Raw genomic sequence first — 23,985 nt, 5'->3', positions numbered from 1 at the left:
AAAAAACATCACTATGGATATTTTAGCAGCCAAACCAATTTTAAATTCCGTTATTTTTTCACTTTTAGGTATCGCCATTTTGCTGGTTACCTACTTTATTATTGAGAAACTGACACCGGAGAATACCTGGAAAGAAATTGTACAGAAAAATAATGTTGCCATTGCCATCGTTTTTGGGGCATTCATCATTGGAATTTCAATGATTATCAGTGCCGCTATCCATGGGTAAACGATTTTTAAAATTTGAGTTTTTACTTCTTTTAGCGGTATTTACCATTGCTACTTGCGGATTGGTGTACGAACTGGTCGCGGGAACCTTGGCCAGCTATCTGCTAGGCGATTCTGTAAAACAGTTCTCTTTCATTATCGGAGTGTATCTCTTTTCGATGGGGGTGGGTTCTTATTTTTCGAAGTTTCTCCAACGCAATATGCTGAATACTTTCATTGAAATCGAAATCCTCGTGGGATTAATCGGCGGATTGAGTTCTGTTATTCTTTTCCTGCTGTTTGAAAGTGTTCATTATTTTCAGTTTATCCTTTATTTTTTGGTATTCATCACCGGATGCCTTGTAGGATTAGAGATTCCGCTCTTGATGAACATTCTGAAAGACAGGGTAAAGTTCCGTGATTTGGTGTCAAATGTTTTTACGTTTGATTACATCGGTGCTTTATTAGCATCCATTCTTTTTCCGTTGGTTTTGGTGCCGCAATTGGGTGTGATGCGGACCTCGTTGTTCTTCGGAATGATTAATGTCAGCATCGCCATCGTTCTGTGCTTTTTGCTGAAATCGGAACTTAAAAAAGTGTATCTGCTAAAGGCAAAAGCCATCGGATCCTTCGTATTGCTCCTTGTGGTTTTTATCTTTTCCGATTCCATATTGTCTTTTTCTGAAGGAAAGCTGTACGGCGAAAATATCGTTTATTCAAGTTCAACACCTTACCAGCGCATTGTTCTGACGCACAATAAAAGTGATTACCGCTTATACCTCAATAATAATTTACAGTTTAGTTCTGCTGACGAATACCGTTATCATGAAGCCTTGGTGCACCCGGTAATGGCAATGGCCCCAAAAGCCGAAAATGTGTTGGTTTTGGGAGGCGGTGATGGCTTGGCGGTTCGCGAAATTTTGAAATACAAAGAAGTGAAAACCATTACGTTAGTAGATTTGGATGAAGGGATGACAAAGCTGTTCAAAACCAATACAATCCTGACCGATTTAAACAAACAATCATTAGTAAATCCGAAGGTAAAAGTGCTTAATCAGGATGCTTATATCTGGGCAAAGGATTGCATACAGAAATTCGATGTTGTGATTGTTGATTTTCCCGATCCTTCCAATTACAGCTTGGGGAAACTCTATTCTCTGAATTTCTACAAAACACTTCATCAGGTTCTTTCCAAGGATGCGGTTGTGGTAGTGCAAACGACATCGCCTTATTTTGCACCAAAATCATTCTGGTGTATCAATAAAACCATGATGGAAGTTTTTCCGCAGGTGGATGCGTATCATGCTTATGTGCCGTCTTTCGGAGAATGGGGATTTACCATTGCAGCTAAGAGTTTTGCAACCAATTTTAATACCGTAAACAGGGAAGTTAAAGGATTACGATTTTACAATTATCAGTTTGAAAAGCTGAATTATTTCTCAAAAGACATGATTTCAAAAGATATCGAAATCAACCGATTGGACAACCAGGTTTTAGTACGCTACTTCGATGAGGAATGGGGAAAATTATAATTCGAGACGAACGTTCCTGAAAGGGATTGCAGCTTCGTTATTGCTTCTTCCGATGTTGCAGTCGTGTAAAGAGAGAGTGATTGCCTTACTTATTCGTCTTTCGGGAACCAATCATATTCTCGGACATCGGTTGTGGGTAAAAAATTTCCCAAAGCCGACACGTCAGATTCATATTCCCTATCTGATTATTGGTGGTGGAATTTCCGGTTTAAGTGCTGCCCGTCAGTTTAGAAAAAAAGGAATTTCCGATTTTTTAGTTTTGGAACTGGAAAACCATTTGGGAGGGAATTCTTCCAACGGTGAAAACCAATTTTCCAAATTTCCTTTAGGGGCACATTACCTGCCATTGCCTAATTTTCATGATAAAGCATTGCTACAGTTTTTGGAAGAAGAAAAAGTAATACTTGGTTATGATACTAAAGGTTTTCCGGAATTCGATGAAGCCCAACTTACATTCACACCTCAGGAAAGGTTGTTTTACAAAAATGACTGGCAGGAAGGCTTGGTTCCGAAATACGGGAATTCAATTACTGATGAAAGAGAGTTTCAGGTTTTCTTCTCAAAAATGGATTATTTCCGTGAAACGAAAGGAGCTGATGGTAAGTATCTTTTCGATATTCCGTTGGCGAATTCCTCAAGAGATGTTGAAACCATAAAGTTGGACAGTATCACAATGAAGCAATGGCTTGATGAAAATCAGCTTACATCGGGGCCGTTGATTGCTTATGTAGATTATTGTTGCCGTGACGATTTTGGTTTGGGCGTTGATTACGTTTCTGCCTGGGCGGGAATTCATTATTTCGCAGGAAGAAAACATAATGTAACTTCCGACGGAAAAGAAAATGTTCTTACCTGGCCGGAAGGCAATGCAAGATTAGCCACGCATCTGAAAAAATATTCCAATGGGAAAACACTGAAAAGTCATTTGGCTTATGAAGTAAAGATTGAAGGGGATAAAACTGTTGTTCATGCTTTTGATGATATGAAGAAAGAATCGGTGGAAATAATTGCGGATAAGGTCGTTTTGGCCACTCCACAGTTCATCAATCAGCATTTGTTGGAAAACAGAAAACATATCGCCCGTGAATTCCATTATGCACCGTGGCTTTTGGCGACATTAACCGTTTCCGATTTAACCGATAATTACAGTTACCCTTTGTGTTGGGATAATGTGATTCACGGATCGAAAGGTTTGGGGTATATTTACGACCAGCATCAGTCGGTACGACAAGTGCAATCTAAAAAAGTGATAACCTATTATTACAGTTTTTCTTCTTCTGATATCAGAAAGAGCCGAAGGACGCTGTATAAGCAGAAAAAGGAACATTGGAAGCAAATGGTTTTTGACGATTTAAAAATGGCACATCCGGATATTGAGGGTAAAACAGAAGAAATTTCCATTCACTTATTGGGACATGGAATGATAAGTCCTGTTCCGGGATTTCTGTTTGGTGCCGCTAAGAAAGAGGCCGCAAAAAGTATTGAAAATAAGATTTTCTTCGCCCATTCGGATTTGGCAGGGATTTCCATTTTCGAGGAAGCCTTTCATCAGGGAATAAATGTCGTAAATACAATCTTGGATGGAACAACCTTGGATTCATAAAGCGAAAACCGACAGTGTTTTTATTCTCGCACCTTCTTTTGTTGTGGTGGCGATCGTGTTTTTATGTCAAAATTGGCTACAGTCGGTTGAAGAGAATCACTCGTTTTATACTTGGCTGTTCCTGATTGTTTTTATTGACGTGGCACACGTTTATGCAACCTTATTCAAAACATATTTTGTGCCTTCGGAATACCGGAAAAGAAAAAAGATGTTGATTGCATTGCCCATACTCTGTTTTAGTATCGGATTATTGCTTTTTTCTTTCGGAAGTAAGGTTTTCTGGTCTGTGCTGGCTTATGTGGCAGTGTTTCATTTTATCCGTCAACAATATGGCTTTATGAGACTTTATGCAAGGAAGGAAGAAAAAACAAAGGTGAACAGATGGTTTGATGCTTTTGTGATTTATACGGCAACCGGTTTTCCGATGTTGTATTGGTTTTTTTCTTCCCCACGTGCATTCAACTGGTTTGTGGAAGAGGAATTCTTCCGGTTTGAAAATGAAATGCTAATCGAAGTGCTGACTTGGATTTATGCTGCTGTAATGGTTTTTTATATTTTGAGAACAAGTTATAAATCGATAAAAGAAAACTATTTTAATATTCCAAAAAACACAATCATTACAGGGACCGCTTTGTCTTGGTATTTTGGGATTGTGTATTTTAACAATGATTTGGTCTTTACGTTGCTGAATGTTGTTTCACACGGAATTCCGTATATGGCATTGATTTATTTGAAGGAAATTGATCAGAAAGAGGTTTCTGAATTAGGTGTTTTACACCATCTGAAAGAATTTAAAGGTATTTTGCTTTATGTAGGCATTTTGCTTTTAATTGCATTTTCCGAAGAATATTTATGGGAAATATTGGTTTGGAAGGAGCAGTTTTTCCTGCATGTTGACAGTTTTTCCAATTGGCAATTTTTGGTTGTTCCGCTGCTCACAGTGCCGCAGTTTACACATTATCTTCTCGACGGGTTTATTTGGAAATCAAAATAAAAAGGCCCGATATCAAATCGGGACTTTTTATTAGACAGCTAAATGTGTTTCGTTAATGTGCTCTTCAATCGCATCCCATAAACCGATGCGTTTTTCCAGTGCCTGAATCGAAATGGTTTCCACTTCTTTCCATTTTTGATTGTCTTCCCCGCACAGTTCGGTTATCATCTGCATCGCCATCGGTCCGTGGTCGTCCGCATCCAGTTCAATATGTCGTTCGAAATAATAAATCAGTTTGGACAAATCGGTTTCCGGGAAATTCGCCTGGAAGTTTTTCAGGATTTCAGAAAACATGTCCGGAATCAGGTCTTCTCTTCCGAAAGTAAATGCCGCTGCAATTTCATGCGGTTTCCCGTGTTCGATTACCTGAAACGTAAAATCAAGAAAGTCCTTAATCTTCGGGTGCAAATCACTGATTTTTATCGAAACGAAAATATTCTGCATCGAGATTACGCTTTCTAGAAAACTTTCAATGGTTACCGTGTTGGCGCCACTTGCTTTCATCGCATCCAGATACATTTCGAAATGGCTCTGTCTTTTTCCGTCCAACGCTAGGTCGGATTCTTCGGCCAAAACGATTTCGTTGATCAGATAACGCATTTCGGCATTTGGCGAGGCGAACCAAGGTGTGGTGGTACACGTCAGTTTTTGCTGAAGGGCTTTTAATAATGACATAAAATCCCAAACCGCATATACATGTCCTTCCAGAAAATGGCGTAAATCATCAACGGTTTGGATTTGCTTGTATAGCGAATGATTTAATAAAAGATCCCTCTGGGTTTGGATGCTCTTATTGATGGTCTGTATGTTCATAGCATTAGTTTATAGTGCAAAATTAAAAAAGCTCCCCGTTTCAGGGAAGCTTTTAATATTGTTTTTATCAATAGATGAATTGAAAAATATTATTTGAAGGCAGAGAAACCGGTAACGTCCATACCTGTGATTAACAGGTGAATATCGTGAGTTCCCTCATAAGTGATTACCGATTCCAAATTCATCATGTGACGCATGATCGAATATTCTCCGGTAATACCCATTCCGCCTAACATCTGACGTGCTTCACGAGCGATTTCAATAGCCATGTTCACGTTGTTTCTTTTCGCCATGGAGATTTGTGCCGAAGTGGCTCTTCCTTCATTTCTTAAAACACCTAATCTCCAGGTCAGCAATTGTGCTTTGGTGATTTCGGTAATCATTTCGGCTAATTTCTTTTGCTGTAATTGTGTGGCCCCAATCGGTTTGTCAAACTGGATACGCTCTTTTGAATATCTCAAAGCGGTATCGTAACAATCCATTGCGGCTCCGATAGCACCCCAGGCAATTCCGTAACGCGCTGAATCCAAGCAGCCAAGCGGTGCGCCAAGACCTGATTTGTTAGGTAGAAGGTTTTCTTTCGGTACTTTTACGTTGTCGAAAATCAATTCTCCGGTAGCCGAAGCTCGTAAAGACCATTTATTGTGGGTTTCCGGAGTGGTAAATCCTTCCATGCCTCTTTCTACGATTAAACCGTGAATTCTTCCGGTTTCATCTTTTGCCCAAACTACGGCGATATCAGCAAACGGAGCATTGGAAATCCACATTTTGGCACCGTTCAGTAAATAATGGTCGCCCATGTCTTTAAAGTTGGTAGTCATTCCGCCCGGGTTAGAACCATGATCCGGTTCTGTTAATCCGAAACAACCGATCCATTCTCCTGTAGCCAGTTTTGGTAAATATTTCATGCGTTGTTCCTCGTTTCCGTATTTCCAGATCGGATACATTACTAAGGAAGATTGAACCGATGAAGTGGAACGTACACCGGAATCACCACGCTCGATTTCCTGCATGATTAAACCGTATGAGATCTGATCCAAACCGGCTCCACCATATTCTACAGGGATATAAGGTCCAAAACCGCCAATTTCACCTAAACCTTTTACAATCTGTTTAGGGAATTCTGCTTTTTGGGCGTATTCTTCAATAATCGGGGATACTTCTTTCTTTACCCATGCGCGGGCCGAATCACGTACTAATTTATGTTCGTCTGTTAATAAATCGTCTAACAGATAATAATCAGGAGCTTGAAATAAATCTGGTTTCATATGTAGCTTTTTATTTTTTTGTAAAATGTAACTCGCAAACAAACAGTGTTTTTTTAATGGACATCTGATTCAGTGCTCGTTTCAATCTGAATGAAATTTTGGTTCACAAAAGTAAACAAAGAAATTTAACTATTCAATTTGAGGGTGTTATAATTTGCTAGTTTTTTGATGAAATATGCTAAAATGAATCGGAAGATTAGCAAAAAACAAGGTGCTGTTATTGATGGTTTGTCTGCATTTTTTGAATGGATTTGCTTTTTTACTGCTTTTTTAATATTTACCAGGTTGAAAATTTGGCATTTGCTCCTTTTTTTTACAAATAGGCTAAAAAAAGATTGGGAAGTCTTGTCGATTAAGCTATATTGCAGTAAATTCCTATTCTGCATAGTCGTGTTACGATTACCGTGCGACAGGATGGGACGGATTTACTGTCTTAAGGAGTGTTGTTGATGAGAATTTTTAAAGCTGAGGCATAAAATGAGCGTGACTTTGTTTGTGTTAAGTGTATTTTTTCCCTTTTGAGTTGTAAAAAAAGACGGGAAATGATGTTGTGGAGTCAGGCATAAGTAAGATTGCCAAAGATTTCGATCAGGTGATGATTTGTAATCTGAATAATTTAGAGCAAATAAAAACGTTTGCCAAAAGAAAACTTTAGACTTTTATATTTTTGTTTGATGAACATCTTTTGGTTTCCTTGTGATTATTTATATTTACATTGATTGTGATGAATAGGTTTCTAAAAGGAAGTTTTGATACGATTTTTTTTATGATGAACAAGCGAAAACCAATAAATTGCACAGCTCAATTTGTTAGTGTTATAATTTCAATTTACTAAAGCATGATGAAGCGGAATTTAATTCATAATGGTTACTTTTGTCAAAATTTTTGAAATGAGACTGTTTTTATACTTTTCAATTTTCGTGTTAACCAATTCACTTTTTGCTCAAGACAAATCCGTTTTGAGCAACGAGGAATATCAAAATTTGCAGGCAAAAGCACGGGGATTTATAAATTCTGACGTTGACAGTTCTTTCATCTATGCAAACAGAATAGCGAAATCCAAAGATAACCTCCACCAGTCCTTTGCTGTAGGATTAAAATCATACCTGTACCAGATTAAAGGAGACAGTATTAAATCCCGTAAACTTTACAAAGAAGCCTTTGAACTGTTCAATAAGGTCCCGTCGGGAGCTGAAAAGGATAAGTTGAATGCCTATCTTTTGAATTATGGAGGTTTGGCTGAATGGAAAAGAGGGAATTTCAGTAAAGCACTTGGATATTATCAGGAGGGCAAAAAGTTTGCTGAAAAAGCCAACGATCTGATGCAGGTGGTTAAATTAAATAACAACATATCAATAATAAACCTGGAAGTGGGTAATTGCAGATTGGCAATTGAAGCTGCAAAAGAATCGGACCGATTCACAAATAAGATTGAATATTTGTACAGCGAGGAACAATTTGCCAATGGAAAATGCAGTATTTACTCCAATTTGGGAATTTTTTACAAGAAATTTTATTCGGAGAACAGGGCTAATACGTTTATGCTGGATTCTGCGGAATATTATTTTAAAAAAGCCATAATGTTTTCCAAAAATTCGGAAATCAACAGGATTAATTCGGAAATGAATTTAGCAAATGTGTATTTGCTGAAAAAAGACTTCAACAACGCAGAAAAACTTCATCACAAATTGTTTGTCCGCACCAAAAACGGGAATTATGTAAATGAATTCAGTTTGACAAACCGAAATCTTGGGGAGTTATACTTCGCGTTAAAAGAATATGACAAAGCTTTGGTTTATTTTAAAAAGGTGGATTCGATCTACGATATAAATGAAGGCAACGCTTCTGATTATATTTATTCAAACTATTATCAGGCGAAAATCTGGTCTTTTAAGAAGGATTATGATAAGGCGTTGAGTCATTCAAAGGAGTATTTGGAAAACTTCGAAAAGAAAGAAATCAAATTAAACGAGGAAATTATTGGGGTAAATTACAACCTGAGCAGTAATGATCTGAAAAAAGAGATGGATGATTTGCAACAGGATCTTAAAAACAGAACTTTGTTGAAAAAATCAGGATATATTTTTCTAATGGGTTTGTTTGTTATTCTTGTTGTTAGTTTAATAAAAAACCGTAGGGACAAACGTAAAACAGATCAAAAGTTAAACGAACTTATTGTTCAGTATAAAGAGAATATCGAAAAAAAGAATGCAGTTGTCGAAATGATTCCGGACCTGCAGCCTGAGATAATGGAAGCGGAAAATCAAATTAAGAAGGAAAGTCCGATATTCAGTATTGATGAAGAGAAGGAGGAAGAAATTGTTGAAAAGCTAAAAAATCTTGAGGATAAATTATTATATCTGAACCCCGATTTTACACAGCAGTTTGTCGCCAAAAAGATTAAGACCAATACCACTTACCTGTCATATGTGGTGAATAAAAGATTTGGAAAATCATTCAGTGAGTACTCAAATGAGCTGAAGATTAATTACGTGATTAATGAAATGATTTCAAATCCTACTTACAGAAAATACTCCACACAAGCCATTGCCGAAAGCGTAGGGTTTAAAAACGCGGTTTCATTCACGAAATCTTTCAGCAAAAGAACAGGGGTGACCCCTGTTCAGTTTGCTAAAAAATTAGATAGTACGGTATAAATTTATCTGGCTTTTCTACCTTCACCATTACCAATTCCTGTTCCGTCACCCGGTCCCGGAAGTGGTGTAGTAGTAGTTACTATAACTTCGGTTGTCGTTAAAATAATGGTTGCATCAACCGGCGTCAGAATCGCTGTCGGATCCCCTTTGCCCAGAACTGTTATTTTCTGATTTCTTGATAATTCATTCGAAGCGAAATTGTCCAGGTTAAATTTTTTTGATTTCATAGTGAGTGAGGTTTTATTGTTAACATTCCAAATTTAAAGAGAAACAAATTAGTAAACTCAGGATTTGTTCAATTGGAAGCTGTTCTTTTATTGTTTATTCATAATAAGTTGTAAATCAAATTATTATATAAATTGTTTGCATTCATAATTTATAAATTATGCATGTTATAATTTGCAAATTGTAAAAACAACACCTTTTTTTATTGCTGAAATAGCTAAATATTTGTACAAGTATTAAAGTATCTCACTGCGTATAAAATAAAAAAAGTGTCATGATAAACATTGTCAAAAGGTATTTAGAGAAAAGTAATTACACTTATCAAAAAGATGACTTTGAATCTTATTTCTTATCTCATCCCAATTATCCGAGTGTGTTTGCGATTACCGATTCATTAGATTCGTTGTCTATACCTAATGTAGCAATTAAAGTCCCGAAAGAACAGTTTGTGGAACTTCCTGAATCTTTCCTTGCCATTGTTAATCAAGATATGGTTTTGGTTCAGAAAAGGGATTCTTATGTGAAAATCGAATTCGAAAATGGAAAGAAAAGAAAACTGTCCTTTAATGAATTCCTTACGGATTGGGATCAGGTCGTTATTGCTGTTGAACCTAATGAAGTAATCGATATCAAGAAGGATCGGTTTACTGTTAAAGGAATCGGTTATTCGCTTCCGGTACTTGTGTTAATCTTGCTTTCACTTATTTATAATGATTACAACGCAGGAAGCATGATGCTGTTGGCAACTTCACTTGTGGGTTTGATTGCAGGTGTTTTAATCCTTCAGGAAAAATTCGGATATGCTAATGCGATGGTTTCTAAAATCTGCGCCATAACGCCAAAGACTTCCTGTAATTCAGTAATTACATCCGATTACGGTAAAAAAGGGATTCCGTTTTCGGATCTTCCTTTCCTTTTTTTCGGTATCAGTGTGATGGCGATAGCAATTCAACCTAAAGATTCAGCAATAATTGTTGGGTTTCTTAGTGTGTTTTCGCTTCCGATACTGCTGTATTCGGTTTGGATACAAAAGGTAGAATTGAAAAGATGGTGCGTTTTATGCCTGGCAGTATCTTTTATAGTGGTAGTTCAGGTGCTGATTTTCGGATTGGAAACCGAATCTTTTCCCGCTGTTTTTTCAATCCAGTTTTTTGAGTTTTTGTTTTCCGTTTTCTTTTTCACTTCCACATGGTTGTTGGTAAAACCGGTTTTCGAAGCCAAAAGCAGTTCAGACAAAGAGGTGCTTCAAGCGATAAAATTCAAAAGGAATTATGCACTTTTTAATTTCCTGACCAAAGACGTACCTTCAAAACGCGGTTTTAACCAACTGGAAGGATTGTTTTTCGGGAATAAAAATGCCGATGTCAAATTAACGGTAATTATCAGTCCGAGTTGTGGGCATTGTCATACAGTATTCGCGGAAGCCTTTAATCTTGTTACAAAATTTCCGGAACGTGTGTTTTTAAACGTGTTGTTTAATATCAATACCGAAAACAATGACAATCCTTATAAGGTGGTTGTGGAACAACTGATGGCCATACACAATTCATTTCCGGAAAAAACGGTTGAAGCAGTCAGCGATTGGCACATCAGAAATATGGAACTTGACCAGTGGAGAGCAAAATGGGCAAGCAACATTGTGGATATGAAGACCAGCCATCAGATCCGTCAGCAGTATAACTGGAGCCAGAAAAACGGATTCAATTATACTCCCGTTAAAATCATAAACGGACGAATGTTTCCGGAGGGATATGAAATCACTGATCTGAAATATTTCCTTAATGACTTTTCAGAGGAAAGGGAAGCGGTTGGAAGCGGCCGTTTAGCCCAGGCATAAGAATCCATTTAAATTCATACATAAACGGACAGAAGTCTCAGATGTCCTAAAATGACTGGGATAATAATCCAATACCAAAAAAACTTTAATTATGCTGAAAAACATTTTAAGTATCACGGGGGTTGAAAAATTATCCAAAAATCTGCAAAAAAGTATTAAAAACGAAAAGACACTTTGCAAACAAGACAGAATGTGTGCTCAATACGGAAATCAGTGTGAGGAACTTGCTTGTAAAGAAGTGCCCCTTTTTGATATTAATTTGGTTTAAACCGTTTGGGACGTTTTCCTTATTGATAAAAATCTTCGGAAACCCCAAACTATCAACAGGCTGATTTAAAAGAGTTAGGAATTAGCCTTGTGAAATAATTTCGATAGCCAACAGCTATAGATTACTAAACATTGAGAAGTAATCTATGGCTGTTTTTTTTAAATTGGACTGAACCAACTGTAGCTTGGTAATAGATAGGTTTTTGTACGTTTTAATAGCGCAAAAAAAACACTATTCGATTTTAGATTGTTATAATTTTATGAGGTAAAAATTTTACTTTGTGTGATTCGTTTGGTTATGCGTGAGGTAAAGATTACTTTTGCGGGGTAATATAATAGAAATGAGTCGAATTATTTTTTTTATTTGTTTTCTGAATTCACTGATAGTGCTTTCTCAAGATAAAAGTGTGTTGTCGAATGAGGAGTATCTTACCTTACAGGATAAAACAAGGGCATATTTTAATTCTAATAAGGACAGCTCTTTTTTTTATGCCACTAAAATTGAAAAATCGGATAATGCCATCCATAAAGCATTTTCTTCCGGGGCGAAAGGCTATCTGTATGCTATGAAAGGAGATTTTACAAATGCTGAAAAGTATTATAAAAACGCCGTAAAATTTATCAAAAACGCTCCGAAATCGTATTCAAAAACCCAAAACGAATCGTATATCTACAATTACGGCGGTCTTATCGATTGGTTGAATGGAAAATTTCCCAATGCATTGGATAACTATTTTGCAGCTAAAAAATTATCGGAAAGCATAAATGATATCGTTCAGATTGTTAAGATAAATAATAACATTGCGCTTATTGACGGTGATGCGGGGAATTACAGCAAAGCCATTGCCACTACCAAAGAATCCGACAGAATTATTGAAGCAAACAGTCACTTGTTTTCGGAAAGTCAATACAATATTAACAAGAGTAATGTAAATATTAATCTAGGAGTTTATTATGAGAGTTTATTTTTAAAAAATATAACAAAAACTCATTTGTGTGATTCGGCATTTTATTATTTCAATAAAACACTGAAGTATTCTGATGATATAATGGAAAATAAATTAAAAGCCCAAAAAGAGATGGGTATTATTTATTTTTTAAAAAACAGGATTGTTGAAGCAGAGAAAGCATATGTCAGTGTTCTTACCCAGGCGAAAAGTGCCAATTTTGAAAAGGAATATTGCAATGCCAACTATAATCTGGGGTTTTTGAAGTATAGGGCTAAACAATTTGAAGCTGCCCTGGTTTATTTTCAAAAAGTCGATTCGATTTATAAATCATCTGGCTCGAATTATATTGAATATATTCATTCGAACTATTATCTGGCTAAGATTTATGACACCCTTGGAGAACCGGAAAAAGCTCTGGAGTATTCGAGGATTTATTTGGATAATTTCGAGAAAAATGAATTCAAAAATTATCAGAATGTATTGGATGTCAATTATAAGATTGGGAATCAGGATTTGGAAAAGGAAATGAATACCATACAGAAAGAGCATAAAAATGAAGTTTTTTTTAAAAACAGTATGATCGGATTTTTCACGTTTCTTTTCATAACACTTTCCGTTCTTTTTATCATAAATTATAAAAGACGAAAGGCAGCCGAACAAAAAATAACAACCATACTCAAGGAGCACGAATTAAATGATGCGGCTCAGAATCATAAATCTTTGATTTCCAGTATAGCCGTCCTTAATGAAGCGGATAAAGTTACGAGAGAAGTCTCTTCAATAAGTCTTGACAATGAAAAAGAGTTGTTGCAAAAGTTGAAATCTCTGGAGGAGAAAATGTTTTACCTCAGGCCAGAGTTTACCCAACAGGAAGTGGCTAAGAAAATAAAAACAAACACCACCTATTTATCTTATGTAGTGAATAAAAATTACAACAAATCGTTTAGTGTTTATTATAACGAATTAAGGATTAATTATGCTGTGAATGAAATCATTAATAATCTGAAATACAGAGAATATACTACACAAGCCATTGCGGAAAGCGTAGGGTTTAAAAACGCCGATTCTTTCGCCAGCTCCTTTAAGAAAAAAACAGGGGTTACGCCTTACCAGTTTATTAATGAAATAAAAAAGAGGGAATTGTGTTAATTCCCTCTTTTGTTTTTTTAAACTCCCGCTGTCGGATCAAAGTGTATAGGATTTGGATCTGTCGGTCCCGATCCTGTTCCGCCACTTGAAATTGTACCGGTACCTTTTGGAGGGTGGGATAGTATAAAATCCTCACCTCCTCCTAACACATTTAGAGTTTGTTTTGTATTAAGCGAATCACTTAAGAAATCTTCAATTTTCAATTTGGAGTTTTTCATATTTATTATTGTTTATTTTTATTTTCCAAATTTATCCAAATTACGATGTCTTATAAGGGTTTTCCGAATATTGAATTAAGTGATTTTGTTTTCTGTTTTTAAGTAGTTGTAATTCAAAAAGTTGAATGGTTCAATTATAGGCTATAATTTATAAATTATAGTCCGATTTTTTATAAATTCTATTTGGATGGGCTTTTTTAAGGTCTTTTTTTGACACACTTTTGCTCCAGAATTATTTGTTGAATGAAATTATTCACGATGATTTTTTAAAGAAAAAAGTGATTATGATAAACGTAGTTAAGAAGTATTTAGAAAAAAGCCAATACGCCAACCAGACAGCAGATTTTGAAGATCTCTTTTTATCCCATCCCAATTATCCGAGTGTATTTGCCATTACAGATTCATTGAATATGTTGTCTGTAGAAAACATAGCCATAAAAATTCCAAAAGAGCAGTTTGTGGAATTGCCGGATTTCTTTTTGGCCATTTTCAGACGCGACTTGGTGTTGGTTTCAAAAAATGAAAATTCCATAAGCATTGAAACGGAGGCGGGAAAGAAAGAAAAGTTAACGTTTGATGAGTTTCTAACAGATTGGGATGAAATTATCATAGCGGTTGAACCCAATAATGCGATTATTGCAAAGAATGAAACTGCAAGTGTAAAATGGATGCTGTACAGTCTGCCGATTATCGCGATAATCATAATGTCTTTGCTTTACAATAACTACAATTTAAATACTATTGTATTACTGTTGACATCATTAACCGGATTATTTATCAGTGTTTTTATTGTTCGTGAAGAGCTGGGGTTGAAGAACGAAATAGTTTCGAAATTCTGTAATGCCAACAGTAACACTTCATGTTCTTCGGTGATTAATTCCGGAAAAAGCGCAATTACCAAATGGATGCATTTTTCAGATTTACCGCTCCTTTTTTTTAGCATAAGTACTTTGTCACTACTACTGCAGCCAAAAGATTCCGGTTTAATAGTGGGATTGCTGTGTTTGCTTTCGATTCCGGTAATTCTATATTCTTTTTGGTTGCAAAAGTTCAGTTTGAAAAAATGGTGCGTGTTGTGTTTGGCCGTATCCTTTGTGGTTATTCTGCAGGCTTTTCTTTTTGGTTTTGCAAATGAAACAGTATCAGATATTTTATCGGTTAACTTTTACGGATTCCTATTTTCTTTTTTACTGTGTACATTCGTATGGTTGTTTGGCAAGCCAATTTTGCAAGGAAAAATTAAAGCAGAGAAGGATGTACTCGATTTGAAAAAACTTAAAAGAAATTACAGTGTTTTTAATTCTTTAACAAAAGAAATTCCGGTGTTGAGCGGTTTTGATCAGTTAGAAGGTTTGTCTTTCGGGAACAAAGAGGCAGACGCTCAACTCACAATAATCATCAGTCCGAGTTGCGGACATTGCCACAAAGCATTCGAAGAGGCATTTGAAATGGTCTCAAAATTTCCTAAAAAAATGTTTTTAAATGTTTTGTTTAATATCAATCCCGACAATGAAAAGAATCCTTATAGAATAGTAGCTGAAAGTTTGTTGGCCATTGATAAACTTATTCCGGAAAAGACGGAAGAAGCAATCATCGACTGGCATATTAAAAAAATGGAACTGGAAACTTGGAAGAAAAAATGGATTGTGGAATTCATAGACATGAAAACGACCCATCAGTTATACCAACAATACGATTGGTGTCTGGAAAACGGATTCAATTATACCCCCGTAAAAATCATTAACAACAAGCAGTTTCCAAACGAATACGAGATAAGTGATTTAAAATATTTTCTCAATGACTTTTCAGAAGAAAAAAGAGCAATGGAGAACATTATTTTAATTCAGGCATAAAAAGCTATAAAATATTCTTGCGCAAGAAGGGACAGAAATCTCAAATGTCCTAAAATGATTGAGATAATAAACAATTTTATAAATTTTAAATCATGTTAAAAAACATTTTAAACCTAGAAGGTACTCAGGAATTAACTAAAAATGAGCAAAAAGAAATCAATGGGGGATTAAAACATTATTGTAATGGTGGTCTTTGGTGTAGGGTTGATGCTGACTGTCTTGGAGGTGTTTGTTTTCAGCAATGCTGTGAAATAATTTAATAAAGGCTAAAGAATGCATTTTTGATTTTGTCGTTAAGTTGAACATCTTAAATAACGTTGAAATTTTTTTTGGCAAATGCATTTCATGTGAATGTATTTTCACATAACTGCCTGAGAATTATTTTTCAGGCAGTTTTTAAATAATCAACTTAAAATAGTAAGTATGTTAAAAAATATTTTAGACTTATTTGGAGTCCAAACAATATCAGCAGAAGAGCAAAAAACAATTAAAGGGGGTGAGGTTTTCTGTAAAGAAAACGGAATGTGCGCCCAATATGGAGGGCAATGCGTCGAAATGGCCTGTCAGGAAATGCCTGCTTTTGAAATGTAAATTGAAAAGTGGGAGGAAAGCATGTTTTCCTTACTTTTGCTACTATTAAATAAATGTCCTTGAAAAATTTCCCCAACTACATACAAGCGGATTCCAAAGACTGCGGCCCCACCTGTTTAAAAATCGTATCCAAACATTACGGCAAAACCATTAATATCCAAGAGTTACGCAACTTAAGCGAAACCACACGGGAGGGTAGTAATCTTTTGTTTTTAAGTGATGCTGCGGAAAAAATAGGTTTCCGGACCTTGGGTGTAAAATTAAATCTGGAACGGTTGGAGGAGGCCCCTTTGCCATGTGTTTTGCATTGGAATAAGGAGCATTATGTTGTACTGTACGATATTAAAAAAGGGAAGTATTGCATTTCCGATCCGGCTTTCGGATTGATTGAATACAATCAACAGGATTTCATCAAATTCTGGATAGGAAACAATGCTGACGAAACTACTAAGGAAGGCATTGCTTTATTATTGGAACCCACACCCAAATTCCACCAGTCGGATTTTGATAAGGAGGAGAAAAAAGGTTTGGGATTCGGAATGTTGTACCAATACCTGTGGCGCTACAAATCCTTTTTGATGCAGTTAAGCATCGGTTTATTGGCCAGCAGTTTGTTGCAACTGATTTTTCCGTTTCTTACCCAAAGCATCGTGGATGTCGGAATCCAAAACCAAAACATCAATTTCATTTATCTGATTTTGTTTGCCCAGTTGTTCCTGTTTGCGGGAAGAACGGGTTTGGAATTGATTCGGAGTTGGATAACGCTGCATCTTTCCACAAGAATTAATATTTCGCTGATCTCCGATTTTTTCATCAAGCTGATGAATCTCCCGATTTCCTTTTTTGATGTGAGAATGACCGGAGACATTATGCAACGAATTAATGATCATCGCCGTATCGAACGAATCCTTACCACCTCTTCGTTAAACGTGTTGTTTTCCGTAATCAATATGGTAATCATGGGCGGCGTTCTAGCGTATTATAACCTGCAGATTTTCTTGGTATTTTTTGCCGGGAGCATCTTGTATTTCGGATGGATAACCCTATTCTTAAAGCGAAGAGAGGCTTTGGATTACAAGCGTTTTTCAGAAGTGAGTCAGGAACAAAGCAAAGTGATGGAACTCATCAACGGCATGCAGGAAATCAAACTTCACAACGCCGAAAAGCAAAAACGCTGGGGTTGGGAATACGTTCAGGCACGATTGTTTCGGGTTTCCATAAAAGGACTGGTGTTGGAACAGACACAAACCATCGGTTCTTCGGTAATCAACGAACTGAAAAATATTTTCATACTGTTTTTATCGGCCAAACTGGTCATCGACGGCGAAATCACACTCGGTATGATGATGGCGATAAGTTCCATAGTAGGCAGTTTAAACGGACCTGTTACGCAGCTCATCGGCTTTGTCAGGGAAGTGCAGGACGCCAAAATCTCCTTGGCCCGATTGTCTGAAATTCATGAAAAAGAAGATGAAATCCAACAGGAAGAGCATCAGATGCATGACGTACCGCAAAACGAAGCTATTCATATAAAAGATCTTTCCTATCGTTATCTAGGGTCGGATATTCCGGTTTTGGAAAATCTGAATATGACGATTCCGGCCAATAAAGTGACTGCGATTGTAGGTGTCAGCGGAAGCGGAAAGACAACCTTGATGAAACTGCTGCTTAAATTCTACGAGCCTAATAACGGAGAAATCAATATAGGGAACACGCAATTAAAAAACATTTCCCAAAAAGCATGGCGAAACAATGTAGGCGCCGTAATGCAGGAAGGATTTATTTTTAACGATACGATTGCCAACAATATTGCCGTTGGTGTAGATATAATCGACAAGCAACGGTTAGTTTACGCCGCCGATGTGGCCAATATTAAAGAATATATTTCGGGATTGCCTTTGGGCTACAATACCAAAATCGGTTCGGAAGGCGTGGGGATGAGTACCGGTCAGAAACAGCGCTTGTTAATTGCAAGAGCGGTTTACAAAAATCCGGAAATGTTGCTTTTTGATGAAGCGACTTCGGCCCTCGATGCCAACAACGAAAAGGAAATCATGCAAAAACTGGATTTGTTCTTCAAAGACAAAACCGTTGTAGTAATCGCACACCGTTTGAGTACCGTGATGAACGCAGATCAGATTGTAGTATTGGACAAAGGACGAATAGTAGAAATGGGGAACCACTCAGCTTTGGTGGAACAAAAAGGGAATTATTTCGAATTGGTTAGGAATCAGTTGCAATTAGGGAATTAGGAAGGACGTTAGAAGAAGGGAAAAGGTTAAAACATTAATATGATAACAAAAATAGCGCATAGAGTATTTTTTATTTTGTTATTGGTTTTTCATAGTATGTCTTCTCAAGAAGCTCAAAATGATAATGGTAAAACATCATTTTTCGGATATATTTATTCAAAAAATTATAAAATTCCAGCCGAAAAGGCAACGGTTAAAATATATTTAGCGAACGGTCACAAGACTTTTATAGCAGATGAAAACGGGAAGTTTGAAATGCCCAATGAATATGTGAATAATATTGATTATGTTGAGGTTTCTTCAATCGGGTTTGAAAAAAAAGTAAGTAAGATAGTTTCAGATACTATTTTTTTGGATGACTACTCAAATCAGTTATCTGAAGTGATAGTTAATTCAAAATCTAAAATTAAGGACGAGCTTTCCTTTTTTGAAAAACTAAAAAGTTTTGAAACTAATTTCAGCTGGAATGCCAAAGCAGCCGTTTATATTCCAAAAAGTAACGATAACAAATATGTGAAAAATCTTTTATTTGCTGTCTCTGATTTTGGAGGAGTTAAAAATTTAAAATATTTACCGTTTAAAGTGAATCTGTATACTGTTGATAGTTTAGGGTTTCCATATAAACCTATTCTGGAAAAAGATATTTTGGTAACGAAAACGGATACTGAAAAATGGACAACAGTTGATGTTTCAAAATTTAAAGTAGCGATTCCGGACGAGGGTTTTTTTGTTGTTTTTATAATTTTAGATGGAAAAGATTATAAAACAGATTTTGTTTGGTCAAAACATGGTTCAATAGCAGCGGTTCCCGCATTGAAAGCTTATAAGTACAATAAAAATTATATAAGAAAATCATATTTATGCCGACCATATAATTATGCATTATTAAATAAAAGTGATGCTTGGACTCTTGAAAAGTTACATTACATGATCGATATAGAATAGTAAATTTATTAAGGTTGTGTTGGCGGGATATTACAATCAGGGAATTAAAAGAACGAGTGATTAGACAATAGTTAAAAGTGAAGAGTAAAATGTGTCAGTCTGCATTATCTGCCAGTCAATAAAAAAAACAAAAAAATGCCCGAACAGTCAATGAAAAAACAAACGGATGACTTCCAGCTTAGAAGCGAAGAGGTACAGGATATATTAACGAAAGTCCCACATTGGATGATCCGCTGGGGAACGGTGTTGATTTTCGGTATCATCATTATGCTGTTTTTTATGTCCTGGTTTTTAAAATATCCGGATGTGGTAACGACCGAAATCGTAATTACAACCAACATTCCGCCGGAAAAACTGGTGGCAAAAGTTTCCGGGCGCATTGAAGCCATTCTGGTAAAGGATAAATCGGTAGTTCAGGAAAATACGCCTTTGGCAGTCATTGAAAACTCAGCGAATTACAGAGATGTTTTTCTGCTGAACAAGCTGATTAATAATTCAAATGCAGGAGATGAATTCCCATTTGAAAAACTAAACAATGCGCAATTAGGCGAAATAGAAAATGCTTTTGCGGTGTTTCAGAAAGATTATGTTGCCGAAGGTTTAAATACCGATTTGCAGCCGTTTCAGGTGGAAAACAGTGCGAAAAAATCGGAAAGTGCCCAAATTGAGGAGCGATTACGATTGTTGTTGCAGCAGAAAAACATCAACGAACAGGAGTTGAAATTGCAGAAAAACGAAATCAGCCGTTATACCGCATTGCACAATAAAGGCGTGATATCCGATCAGGAATTCGAAACCAAAAAACTGAATTACCTCCAGTCGGAAAAAAATTATAAGAACCTGTTGGCTTCCATTTCGCAATTGAAATCGTCCTTGATCGAAAATAAAAGAGCGGTGAAAGGAACCGAAATCAGCGGTACAAAAGAAGAGGTGACATTGAGTCGCAATGTTACACAGTCCTTTTATCAGCTGAAGAAAGCCATTAAAGACTGGGAGCTTAATTATGTTTTAAAATCGTCCATAGAAGGGGAAGTGGCTTTTGCTCAGATTTGGGTGGAAAATCAAACGATAAATGCGGGCGATAACGTGTTTTCAATAGTTCCGAAGACCGAAAAAGGCTACATCGGAAAAGCAAAAGCACCGGCGCACAATTCGGGAAAAATAAAAGTGGGTCAGCAGGTAAATATCCGTCTGGCTAATTATCCGGACCGAGAATTCGGCGTACTGAAAGGCGAAGTGAAAAACATATCTTTGGTTCCGGACAAAGAAGGAAATATCATGATGGATGTTGCCTTACCGCAAAACCTGAAAACAAATTACAAAAAAGAAATCCCGTTTCAGCAGGAGATGAAAGGTTCGGCAGAAATTATCACCGAAGATTTACGTCTGATAGAACGAATTCTGTATCAGTTCCGGGATGTTTTTAAGCCGAATTAAAGTTTCAGATAAAAATCCTTCGTAAGTGCAATGTATTCCGGAGTATATTGATGACGCGCGGTTTCTATAACCAATTCGTCAATAAGGGGCTGCTGTTCAATGCGGCTGAACGCCAGTAAACTGCGTTTGATTTCGGCAGTTGGTGTGCCTTTAACACGGGTAATTTTTAAAGGAAACAAACCTCTTTCGGCGCAAAGATTTTTTAACTGCTCTTCCTCTTTGTAGGGAATGATTAAGGAAAAAATACCGTTTTCCGACAGAAAAAAATCAGCGGCCTCTACTAATTCTTCAAAAGGTAATGAGTCTTCAAATCGGGCAGCATCGCGTTGCTCGTTATTGGATTTGTATTCATCCGTATAAAAAGGAGGATTGGAAACAATCAAATCAAATTCTTCTTCAACTTCATCCACAAATTCATCCAATCCGGCATGGTAACAATACAATCGATCGTTCCAAGGAGAGTTTTCGAAGTTTTCGGTGGCTTGCTCGTAAGCGTCGTCGTCAATTTCAATCGCGTCTATTTGTTCGGCATGGCTGCGTTGTGCCAGCATCAGTGCAATTAGTCCGGTTCCGGTACCAATATCCAAAATGTTGTATGGATTGTTGATAAGCGGAGTCCAGGCACCAAGTAAAACCCCATCGGTGCCCACTTTCATGGCGCAGCGGTCTTGTGCAATGGAGAATTGTTTGAATTGAAACACGATTTTATGAATTTCTGTTTACGGTGACTGTGACTGTAAACTAACCTAAGTAAAGATCCACCAAGCCTTCCGGTGTATCCAGAACCACTTTTTTGTTAGCTCTGTCAATCTGAACGATGAACGCGTCGATCATCGGAATCAGGATTTCCGTATCGTCTTTCATGATTTCGAAAAGCGGTTGTGCACTGGAATCGTTAATGGAAACAATTTTCCCGATATTGCCCAAACGTACGTCTTCGACATCAAAACCAATCACTTCGTGGAAATAGAATTTGTTGCCTTCAAGTTTTGGCAACGTGCTTAACGGAAGATAGACTTCGCAGTTAATTAAACGGTCGGCATCTTCTTCGCTGTCCACTTCTTCAAATTTAACCCTGAGGAAGTCGCCTTTGTGAAGCCCGCCTTTTTCAATAAAAAATGGAATCAGATTTTTGTTGAATTCAACAAAAACTGATTCCAAATCTTCATACATTTCAGGTTCGTCCGTATCCAGATAGATAAGAACTTCCCCTTTGAAACTAAACTTTTTAGCGATTTTACCTAAATAGAAACATTCGTCTTTACGCATGGAATCGCTATAAAATTATGCTTGAGTTTCTTCGTTGTTTTCTTCAGTAGCCGGAGCTTCTTCAGTTGCTACTTCTTCAGTAACTTCTTCTGTAGCTTCTTCAACTTTAGCAGCTTCTGCCTGTGCAGCAACACGTTTTTCGTTCGCTTCTTTTTCTGCTTTTAAAGCTTTCGCTTTAGCATCTGCTTCTGCTTTTGATAAACCTGCTTTTTTAGCATCAACTTTACCAGCTTTAGATTCTAACCAAGCCGCTAATTTAGCTTCAGCTTGCTCAGCAGTCAAAGCACCTTTACGTACTCCGCCTTCCAAGTGGTGTTTTAATAAAGCACCTTTGTAAGAAAGGATAGCTCTTGCAGTGTCAGTTGGCTGAGCACCGTTGAATAACCATTGTACAGCGCTATCAAGGTTTAAGTCGATAGTTGCAGGGTTAGTGTTTGGATTGTAAGTTCCGATTTTCTCTAAGAATTTACCATCTCTTTTCGCGCGAGCATCTGCCGCTACGATCCAGTAAAAAGGTTTCCCTTTTTTACCATGTCTTTGTAATCTGATTTTTACTGACATAATCTTGTGATTAATTTGAGGTTCTCGACCTCGGTTATTTAAGGGTGCAAATATAAGGAGTTTTGCAATACAAAATAAAATTAATGTCTTTTTTCTGTATCTTATCCTTTTGATTGTTTGGTGTTTGAAGATTCAAATGAAAAAACTTGCCAATATTCAATTAAAAACTATTTTTGTGGTAATATACCTAATCTTAAAATATTAAATTTATAAAATGAAAAAAATAGCTTCCTTATTTGTTTTGATAGTGACCTTTGCTTCTTGTAGTGAGGATATTAAGTTTAACAGCCCTGCTTTTCAGGCATACAAAAACGGTGTTACCTGGAAGGCTAATGAGATGCATGCTTTTTCGGATGCTGGCGGATTGACGATAATGGCTGCTGTCGGAACCGACATGGTGATACTGCATACCAGTTCGGCTGCCCCGGGAACATATACGCTGGGAACGGGTTTGATTAATACTGCAACCTATGAGTCTGTTGATGGAGAAGGGTCTTCGTATGCTACCGGAGACGAAGTAGGATCAGGAAAAATAGTGATTTCTCCGGGACAAACTGCCGGAACAATAACCGGGACATTCCAGTTTATTGCAGAAGACGAAGAGGGTAACGAAGTAAATTTCACGGACGGTAATTTTTACAAAGTGCCTCAATAAAGTGCTTAAAACATTGAATATTAGTTTCTTCTAAAGCAGTGTTTTTTTGCGGTAGTAAAATTTATTTCAAAAGAAAACCTTAATAGTGAGTGATTTACGGAATTAAAACTATATCTTTACCAAAATTATTTAAATAATATATATGAACATTTTTGTAGGAAGTCTTCCGTTTTCAATTGACGAAGCAGATTTAAGAGATTCTTTCGCGGTATACGGTGAGGTGAATTCAGTTAAAATTATCACCGATAAATTTACCGGAAGAAGTAAAGGGTTTGGTTTTGTTGAAATGGAAAACGATGCGGAAGCTCAGAAAGCCATTGAAGAGTTAAACGGTGCCACAGTTGGCGGTCGTACTATCGTGGTTAACAAATCAGAGCCGAAACCGGAAGGTGAAAGAAGAAGTTTCAATAGCAACCGTCCTGCGGGAGGTGGTTATGGTGGAAACAATAACCGCGGTGGTGGAAACTACGGTGGTGGTGGAAACAGTCGTGGAGGAAGATACTAAATCTCTTTTATTGATAGATACATATAAGCCGTCTCATTTGAGACGGCTTTTTTATTTCCCTACATTTGGTAGTGTCCATAAGACGGGATGGCTTAAATGGTTTTTTCAGAAGTGTTGACAGGGAGTTAAAATTGACTTTTGTTGATAACTAAAATTGATTTCTATCTGCTGAAAATGTACTTTTGAACAATTCCTTT

At 36.8% G+C, this 23,985-nt stretch carries 22 protein-coding genes; 15 read left to right on the top strand and 7 right to left on the bottom strand.

Going from position 1 to position 23,985, the window contains the following annotated elements; genetic code table 11:
• The first annotated feature begins 13 nt into the window (after positions 1 to 13).
• From FLJC2902T_RS00850 to FLJC2902T_RS00835, 4 genes are read left to right on the top strand one after another with little or no spacing between them, the layout of a single operon-like run.
• Positions 14 to 229 carry a DUF350 domain-containing protein gene (locus tag FLJC2902T_RS00850; RefSeq protein WP_023577885.1) on the top strand — a complete coding sequence of 72 codons (216 nt, stop codon included), beginning with the start codon at positions 14 to 16 and terminating at the stop codon, positions 227 to 229.
• Entirely contained in the window at positions 222 to 1,739 is a 1,518-nt protein-coding gene (locus tag FLJC2902T_RS00845) for a polyamine aminopropyltransferase (RefSeq protein WP_035676595.1), read from the top strand. The genes FLJC2902T_RS00850 and FLJC2902T_RS00845 overlap by 8 nt, the downstream gene beginning before the upstream one ends.
• Complete coding sequence (locus tag FLJC2902T_RS00840; RefSeq protein ID WP_035676592.1) at positions 1,717 to 3,342, top strand: flavin monoamine oxidase family protein; 1,626 nt, start codon at positions 1,717 to 1,719, stop codon at positions 3,340 to 3,342. Before FLJC2902T_RS00845 ends, FLJC2902T_RS00840 begins: the two co-directional genes overlap by 23 nt.
• A complete protein-coding gene (locus tag FLJC2902T_RS00835; protein ID WP_035676590.1) occupies positions 3,320 to 4,336 on the top strand; it encodes a hypothetical protein in 1,017 nt (338 codons plus the stop codon). The genes FLJC2902T_RS00840 and FLJC2902T_RS00835 overlap by 23 nt, the downstream gene beginning before the upstream one ends.
• A 30-nt stretch (positions 4,337 to 4,366) precedes the next feature.
• Here FLJC2902T_RS00835 and FLJC2902T_RS00830 read toward each other — a convergent pair whose 3' ends face one another.
• Together FLJC2902T_RS00830 and FLJC2902T_RS00825 are read right to left on the bottom strand one after the other, a co-directional pair.
• Positions 4,367 to 5,149 (bottom strand): DUF3050 domain-containing protein, encoded by a 783-nt coding sequence (locus FLJC2902T_RS00830; RefSeq protein ID WP_023577882.1) that lies wholly within the window; start codon positions 5,147 to 5,149, stop codon positions 4,367 to 4,369.
• Positions 5,150 to 5,238: 89 nt separating this feature from the next.
• On the bottom strand, positions 5,239 to 6,417 hold the full coding sequence (locus FLJC2902T_RS00825) for an acyl-CoA dehydrogenase family protein (RefSeq protein WP_023577881.1): 1,179 nt from the start codon (positions 6,415 to 6,417) through the stop codon (positions 5,239 to 5,241).
• Positions 6,418 to 7,307: 890 nt separating this feature from the next.
• On the opposite strand from FLJC2902T_RS00825, the gene FLJC2902T_RS00815 reads away from it, so the two are divergent.
• Positions 7,308 to 9,074, top strand: coding sequence for an AraC family transcriptional regulator (locus FLJC2902T_RS00815; RefSeq protein WP_023577880.1), 1,767 nt, complete (start codon positions 7,308 to 7,310; stop codon positions 9,072 to 9,074).
• Between the two features lie 2 nt (positions 9,075 to 9,076).
• Here the strand turns inward: FLJC2902T_RS00815 and FLJC2902T_RS00810 are convergent, their stop codons facing one another.
• The gene (locus tag FLJC2902T_RS00810) at positions 9,077 to 9,301 is read right to left on the bottom strand and encodes a hypothetical protein (protein ID WP_023577879.1); all 225 of its coding nucleotides are present in this window, start codon (positions 9,299 to 9,301) and stop codon (positions 9,077 to 9,079) included.
• Between the two features lie 272 nt (positions 9,302 to 9,573).
• Here FLJC2902T_RS00810 and FLJC2902T_RS00805 point away from each other — a divergent pair, with 272 nt between their 5' ends.
• Positions 9,574 to 11,136, top strand: a complete 1,563-nt coding sequence (locus FLJC2902T_RS00805; RefSeq protein ID WP_023577878.1) for a vitamin K epoxide reductase family protein — start codon at positions 9,574 to 9,576, stop codon at positions 11,134 to 11,136.
• A 608-nt stretch (positions 11,137 to 11,744) separates the two neighbouring features.
• Positions 11,745 to 13,502, top strand: coding sequence for a tetratricopeptide repeat protein (locus FLJC2902T_RS00800; RefSeq protein ID WP_035676585.1), 1,758 nt, complete (start codon positions 11,745 to 11,747; stop codon positions 13,500 to 13,502).
• Positions 13,503 to 13,519: 17 nt separating this feature from the next.
• Here the strand turns inward: FLJC2902T_RS00800 and FLJC2902T_RS00795 are convergent, their stop codons facing one another.
• Positions 13,520 to 13,720 carry a hypothetical protein gene (locus FLJC2902T_RS00795; RefSeq protein ID WP_023577875.1) on the bottom strand — a complete coding sequence of 67 codons (201 nt, stop codon included), beginning with the start codon at positions 13,718 to 13,720 and terminating at the stop codon, positions 13,520 to 13,522.
• 284 nt (positions 13,721 to 14,004) lie between these two features.
• Here FLJC2902T_RS00795 and FLJC2902T_RS00790 point away from each other — a divergent pair, with 284 nt between their 5' ends.
• The 6 genes from FLJC2902T_RS00790 (at position 14,005) to FLJC2902T_RS00775 (ending at position 20,798) form a co-directional block, all read left to right on the top strand.
• A complete protein-coding gene (locus FLJC2902T_RS00790) occupies positions 14,005 to 15,573 on the top strand; it encodes a vitamin K epoxide reductase family protein (protein ID WP_035676822.1) in 1,569 nt (522 codons plus the stop codon).
• A 92-nt stretch (positions 15,574 to 15,665) separates the two neighbouring features.
• A complete protein-coding gene (locus FLJC2902T_RS16175; RefSeq protein ID WP_023577873.1) occupies positions 15,666 to 15,833 on the top strand; it encodes a hypothetical protein in 168 nt (55 codons plus the stop codon).
• Positions 15,834 to 15,996: 163 nt separating this feature from the next.
• Entirely contained in the window at positions 15,997 to 16,164 is a 168-nt protein-coding gene (locus FLJC2902T_RS16170) for a hypothetical protein (RefSeq protein ID WP_023577872.1), read from the top strand.
• A gap of 59 nt (positions 16,165 to 16,223) precedes the next feature.
• The gene (locus FLJC2902T_RS00785; RefSeq protein ID WP_023577871.1) at positions 16,224 to 18,416 is read left to right on the top strand and encodes a peptidase domain-containing ABC transporter; all 2,193 of its coding nucleotides are present in this window, start codon (positions 16,224 to 16,226) and stop codon (positions 18,414 to 18,416) included.
• Positions 18,417 to 18,455: 39 nt separating this feature from the next.
• A complete protein-coding gene (locus FLJC2902T_RS00780; RefSeq protein ID WP_023577870.1) occupies positions 18,456 to 19,361 on the top strand; it encodes a hypothetical protein in 906 nt (301 codons plus the stop codon).
• Positions 19,362 to 19,496: 135 nt separating this feature from the next.
• Positions 19,497 to 20,798, top strand: coding sequence for an HlyD family secretion protein (locus FLJC2902T_RS00775; RefSeq protein WP_023577869.1), 1,302 nt, complete (start codon positions 19,497 to 19,499; stop codon positions 20,796 to 20,798).
• On the opposite strand, the gene FLJC2902T_RS00770 is transcribed toward FLJC2902T_RS00775, so the two are convergent.
• From FLJC2902T_RS00770 to FLJC2902T_RS00760, 3 genes are read right to left on the bottom strand one after another with little or no spacing between them, the layout of a single operon-like run.
• On the bottom strand, positions 20,795 to 21,499 hold the full coding sequence (locus FLJC2902T_RS00770) for a tRNA1(Val) (adenine(37)-N6)-methyltransferase (protein WP_035676579.1): 705 nt from the start codon (positions 21,497 to 21,499) through the stop codon (positions 20,795 to 20,797). The two genes, FLJC2902T_RS00775 and FLJC2902T_RS00770, sit on opposite strands and share 4 nt — an antisense overlap.
• 40 nt (positions 21,500 to 21,539) lie before the next feature.
• Positions 21,540 to 22,067: a ribosome maturation factor RimM gene (gene rimM, locus FLJC2902T_RS00765; protein WP_023577867.1), complete on the bottom strand. Its 528-nt coding sequence runs from the start codon at positions 22,065 to 22,067 to the stop codon at positions 21,540 to 21,542.
• Positions 22,068 to 22,082: 15 nt separating this feature from the next.
• The gene (locus tag FLJC2902T_RS00760; protein ID WP_023577866.1) at positions 22,083 to 22,628 is read right to left on the bottom strand and encodes a 30S ribosomal protein S16; all 546 of its coding nucleotides are present in this window, start codon (positions 22,626 to 22,628) and stop codon (positions 22,083 to 22,085) included.
• A 214-nt stretch (positions 22,629 to 22,842) separates the two neighbouring features.
• Here FLJC2902T_RS00760 and FLJC2902T_RS00755 point away from each other — a divergent pair, with 214 nt between their 5' ends.
• The gene (locus FLJC2902T_RS00755) at positions 22,843 to 23,283 is read left to right on the top strand and encodes a DUF6252 family protein (RefSeq protein WP_023577864.1); all 441 of its coding nucleotides are present in this window, start codon (positions 22,843 to 22,845) and stop codon (positions 23,281 to 23,283) included.
• Positions 23,284 to 23,425: 142 nt separating this feature from the next.
• The gene (locus FLJC2902T_RS00750) at positions 23,426 to 23,788 is read left to right on the top strand and encodes an RNA recognition motif domain-containing protein (RefSeq protein ID WP_023577863.1); all 363 of its coding nucleotides are present in this window, start codon (positions 23,426 to 23,428) and stop codon (positions 23,786 to 23,788) included.
• The last annotated feature ends 197 nt before the right edge of the window (positions 23,789 to 23,985 follow it).

The organism is Flavobacterium limnosediminis JC2902 (genome assembly GCF_000498535.1).
GTDB lineage: Bacteria > Bacteroidota > Bacteroidia > Flavobacteriales > Flavobacteriaceae > Flavobacterium > Flavobacterium limnosediminis.
This window is presented reverse-complemented; position numbering and strand designations above follow the sequence as displayed.

Excerpts from the sequence above, each read along its gene's own strand:
- FLJC2902T_RS00850 (WP_023577885.1), top strand. The coding sequence starts at position 14 with ATGGATATTTTAGCAGCCAAACCAATTTTAAATTCCGTTATTTTTTCA.
- FLJC2902T_RS00755 (WP_023577864.1), top strand. The coding sequence starts at position 22,843 with ATGAAAAAAATAGCTTCCTTATTTGTTTTGATAGTGACCTTTGCTTCT.
- FLJC2902T_RS16170 (WP_023577872.1), top strand. The coding sequence starts at position 15,997 with ATGTTAAAAAATATTTTAGACTTATTTGGAGTCCAAACAATATCAGCA.
- FLJC2902T_RS00790 (WP_035676822.1), top strand. The coding sequence starts at position 14,005 with ATGATAAACGTAGTTAAGAAGTATTTAGAAAAAAGCCAATACGCCAAC.
- FLJC2902T_RS00760 (WP_023577866.1), bottom strand. The coding sequence starts at position 22,628 with ATGTCAGTAAAAATCAGATTACAAAGACATGGTAAAAAAGGGAAACCT.
- FLJC2902T_RS00845 (WP_035676595.1), top strand. The coding sequence starts at position 222 with ATGGGTAAACGATTTTTAAAATTTGAGTTTTTACTTCTTTTAGCGGTA.
- FLJC2902T_RS00775 (WP_023577869.1), top strand. The coding sequence starts at position 19,497 with ATGCCCGAACAGTCAATGAAAAAACAAACGGATGACTTCCAGCTTAGA.
- FLJC2902T_RS16175 (WP_023577873.1), top strand. The coding sequence starts at position 15,666 with ATGTTAAAAAACATTTTAAACCTAGAAGGTACTCAGGAATTAACTAAA.
- FLJC2902T_RS00810 (WP_023577879.1), bottom strand. The coding sequence starts at position 9,301 with ATGAAATCAAAAAAATTTAACCTGGACAATTTCGCTTCGAATGAATTA.
- FLJC2902T_RS00800 (WP_035676585.1), top strand. The coding sequence starts at position 11,745 with ATGAGTCGAATTATTTTTTTTATTTGTTTTCTGAATTCACTGATAGTG.
- FLJC2902T_RS00825 (WP_023577881.1), bottom strand. The coding sequence starts at position 6,417 with ATGAAACCAGATTTATTTCAAGCTCCTGATTATTATCTGTTAGACGAT.
- FLJC2902T_RS00835 (WP_035676590.1), top strand. The coding sequence starts at position 3,320 with ATGGAACAACCTTGGATTCATAAAGCGAAAACCGACAGTGTTTTTATT.
- FLJC2902T_RS00805 (WP_023577878.1), top strand. The coding sequence starts at position 9,574 with ATGATAAACATTGTCAAAAGGTATTTAGAGAAAAGTAATTACACTTAT.
- FLJC2902T_RS00795 (WP_023577875.1), bottom strand. The coding sequence starts at position 13,720 with ATGAAAAACTCCAAATTGAAAATTGAAGATTTCTTAAGTGATTCGCTT.
- FLJC2902T_RS00780 (WP_023577870.1), top strand. The coding sequence starts at position 18,456 with ATGATAACAAAAATAGCGCATAGAGTATTTTTTATTTTGTTATTGGTT.
- FLJC2902T_RS00840 (WP_035676592.1), top strand. The coding sequence starts at position 1,717 with ATGAGGAATGGGGAAAATTATAATTCGAGACGAACGTTCCTGAAAGGG.
- rimM (WP_023577867.1), bottom strand. The coding sequence starts at position 22,067 with ATGCGTAAAGACGAATGTTTCTATTTAGGTAAAATCGCTAAAAAGTTT.
- FLJC2902T_RS00830 (WP_023577882.1), bottom strand. The coding sequence starts at position 5,149 with ATGAACATACAGACCATCAATAAGAGCATCCAAACCCAGAGGGATCTT.
- FLJC2902T_RS00750 (WP_023577863.1), top strand. The coding sequence starts at position 23,426 with ATGAACATTTTTGTAGGAAGTCTTCCGTTTTCAATTGACGAAGCAGAT.
- FLJC2902T_RS00815 (WP_023577880.1), top strand. The coding sequence starts at position 7,308 with ATGAGACTGTTTTTATACTTTTCAATTTTCGTGTTAACCAATTCACTT.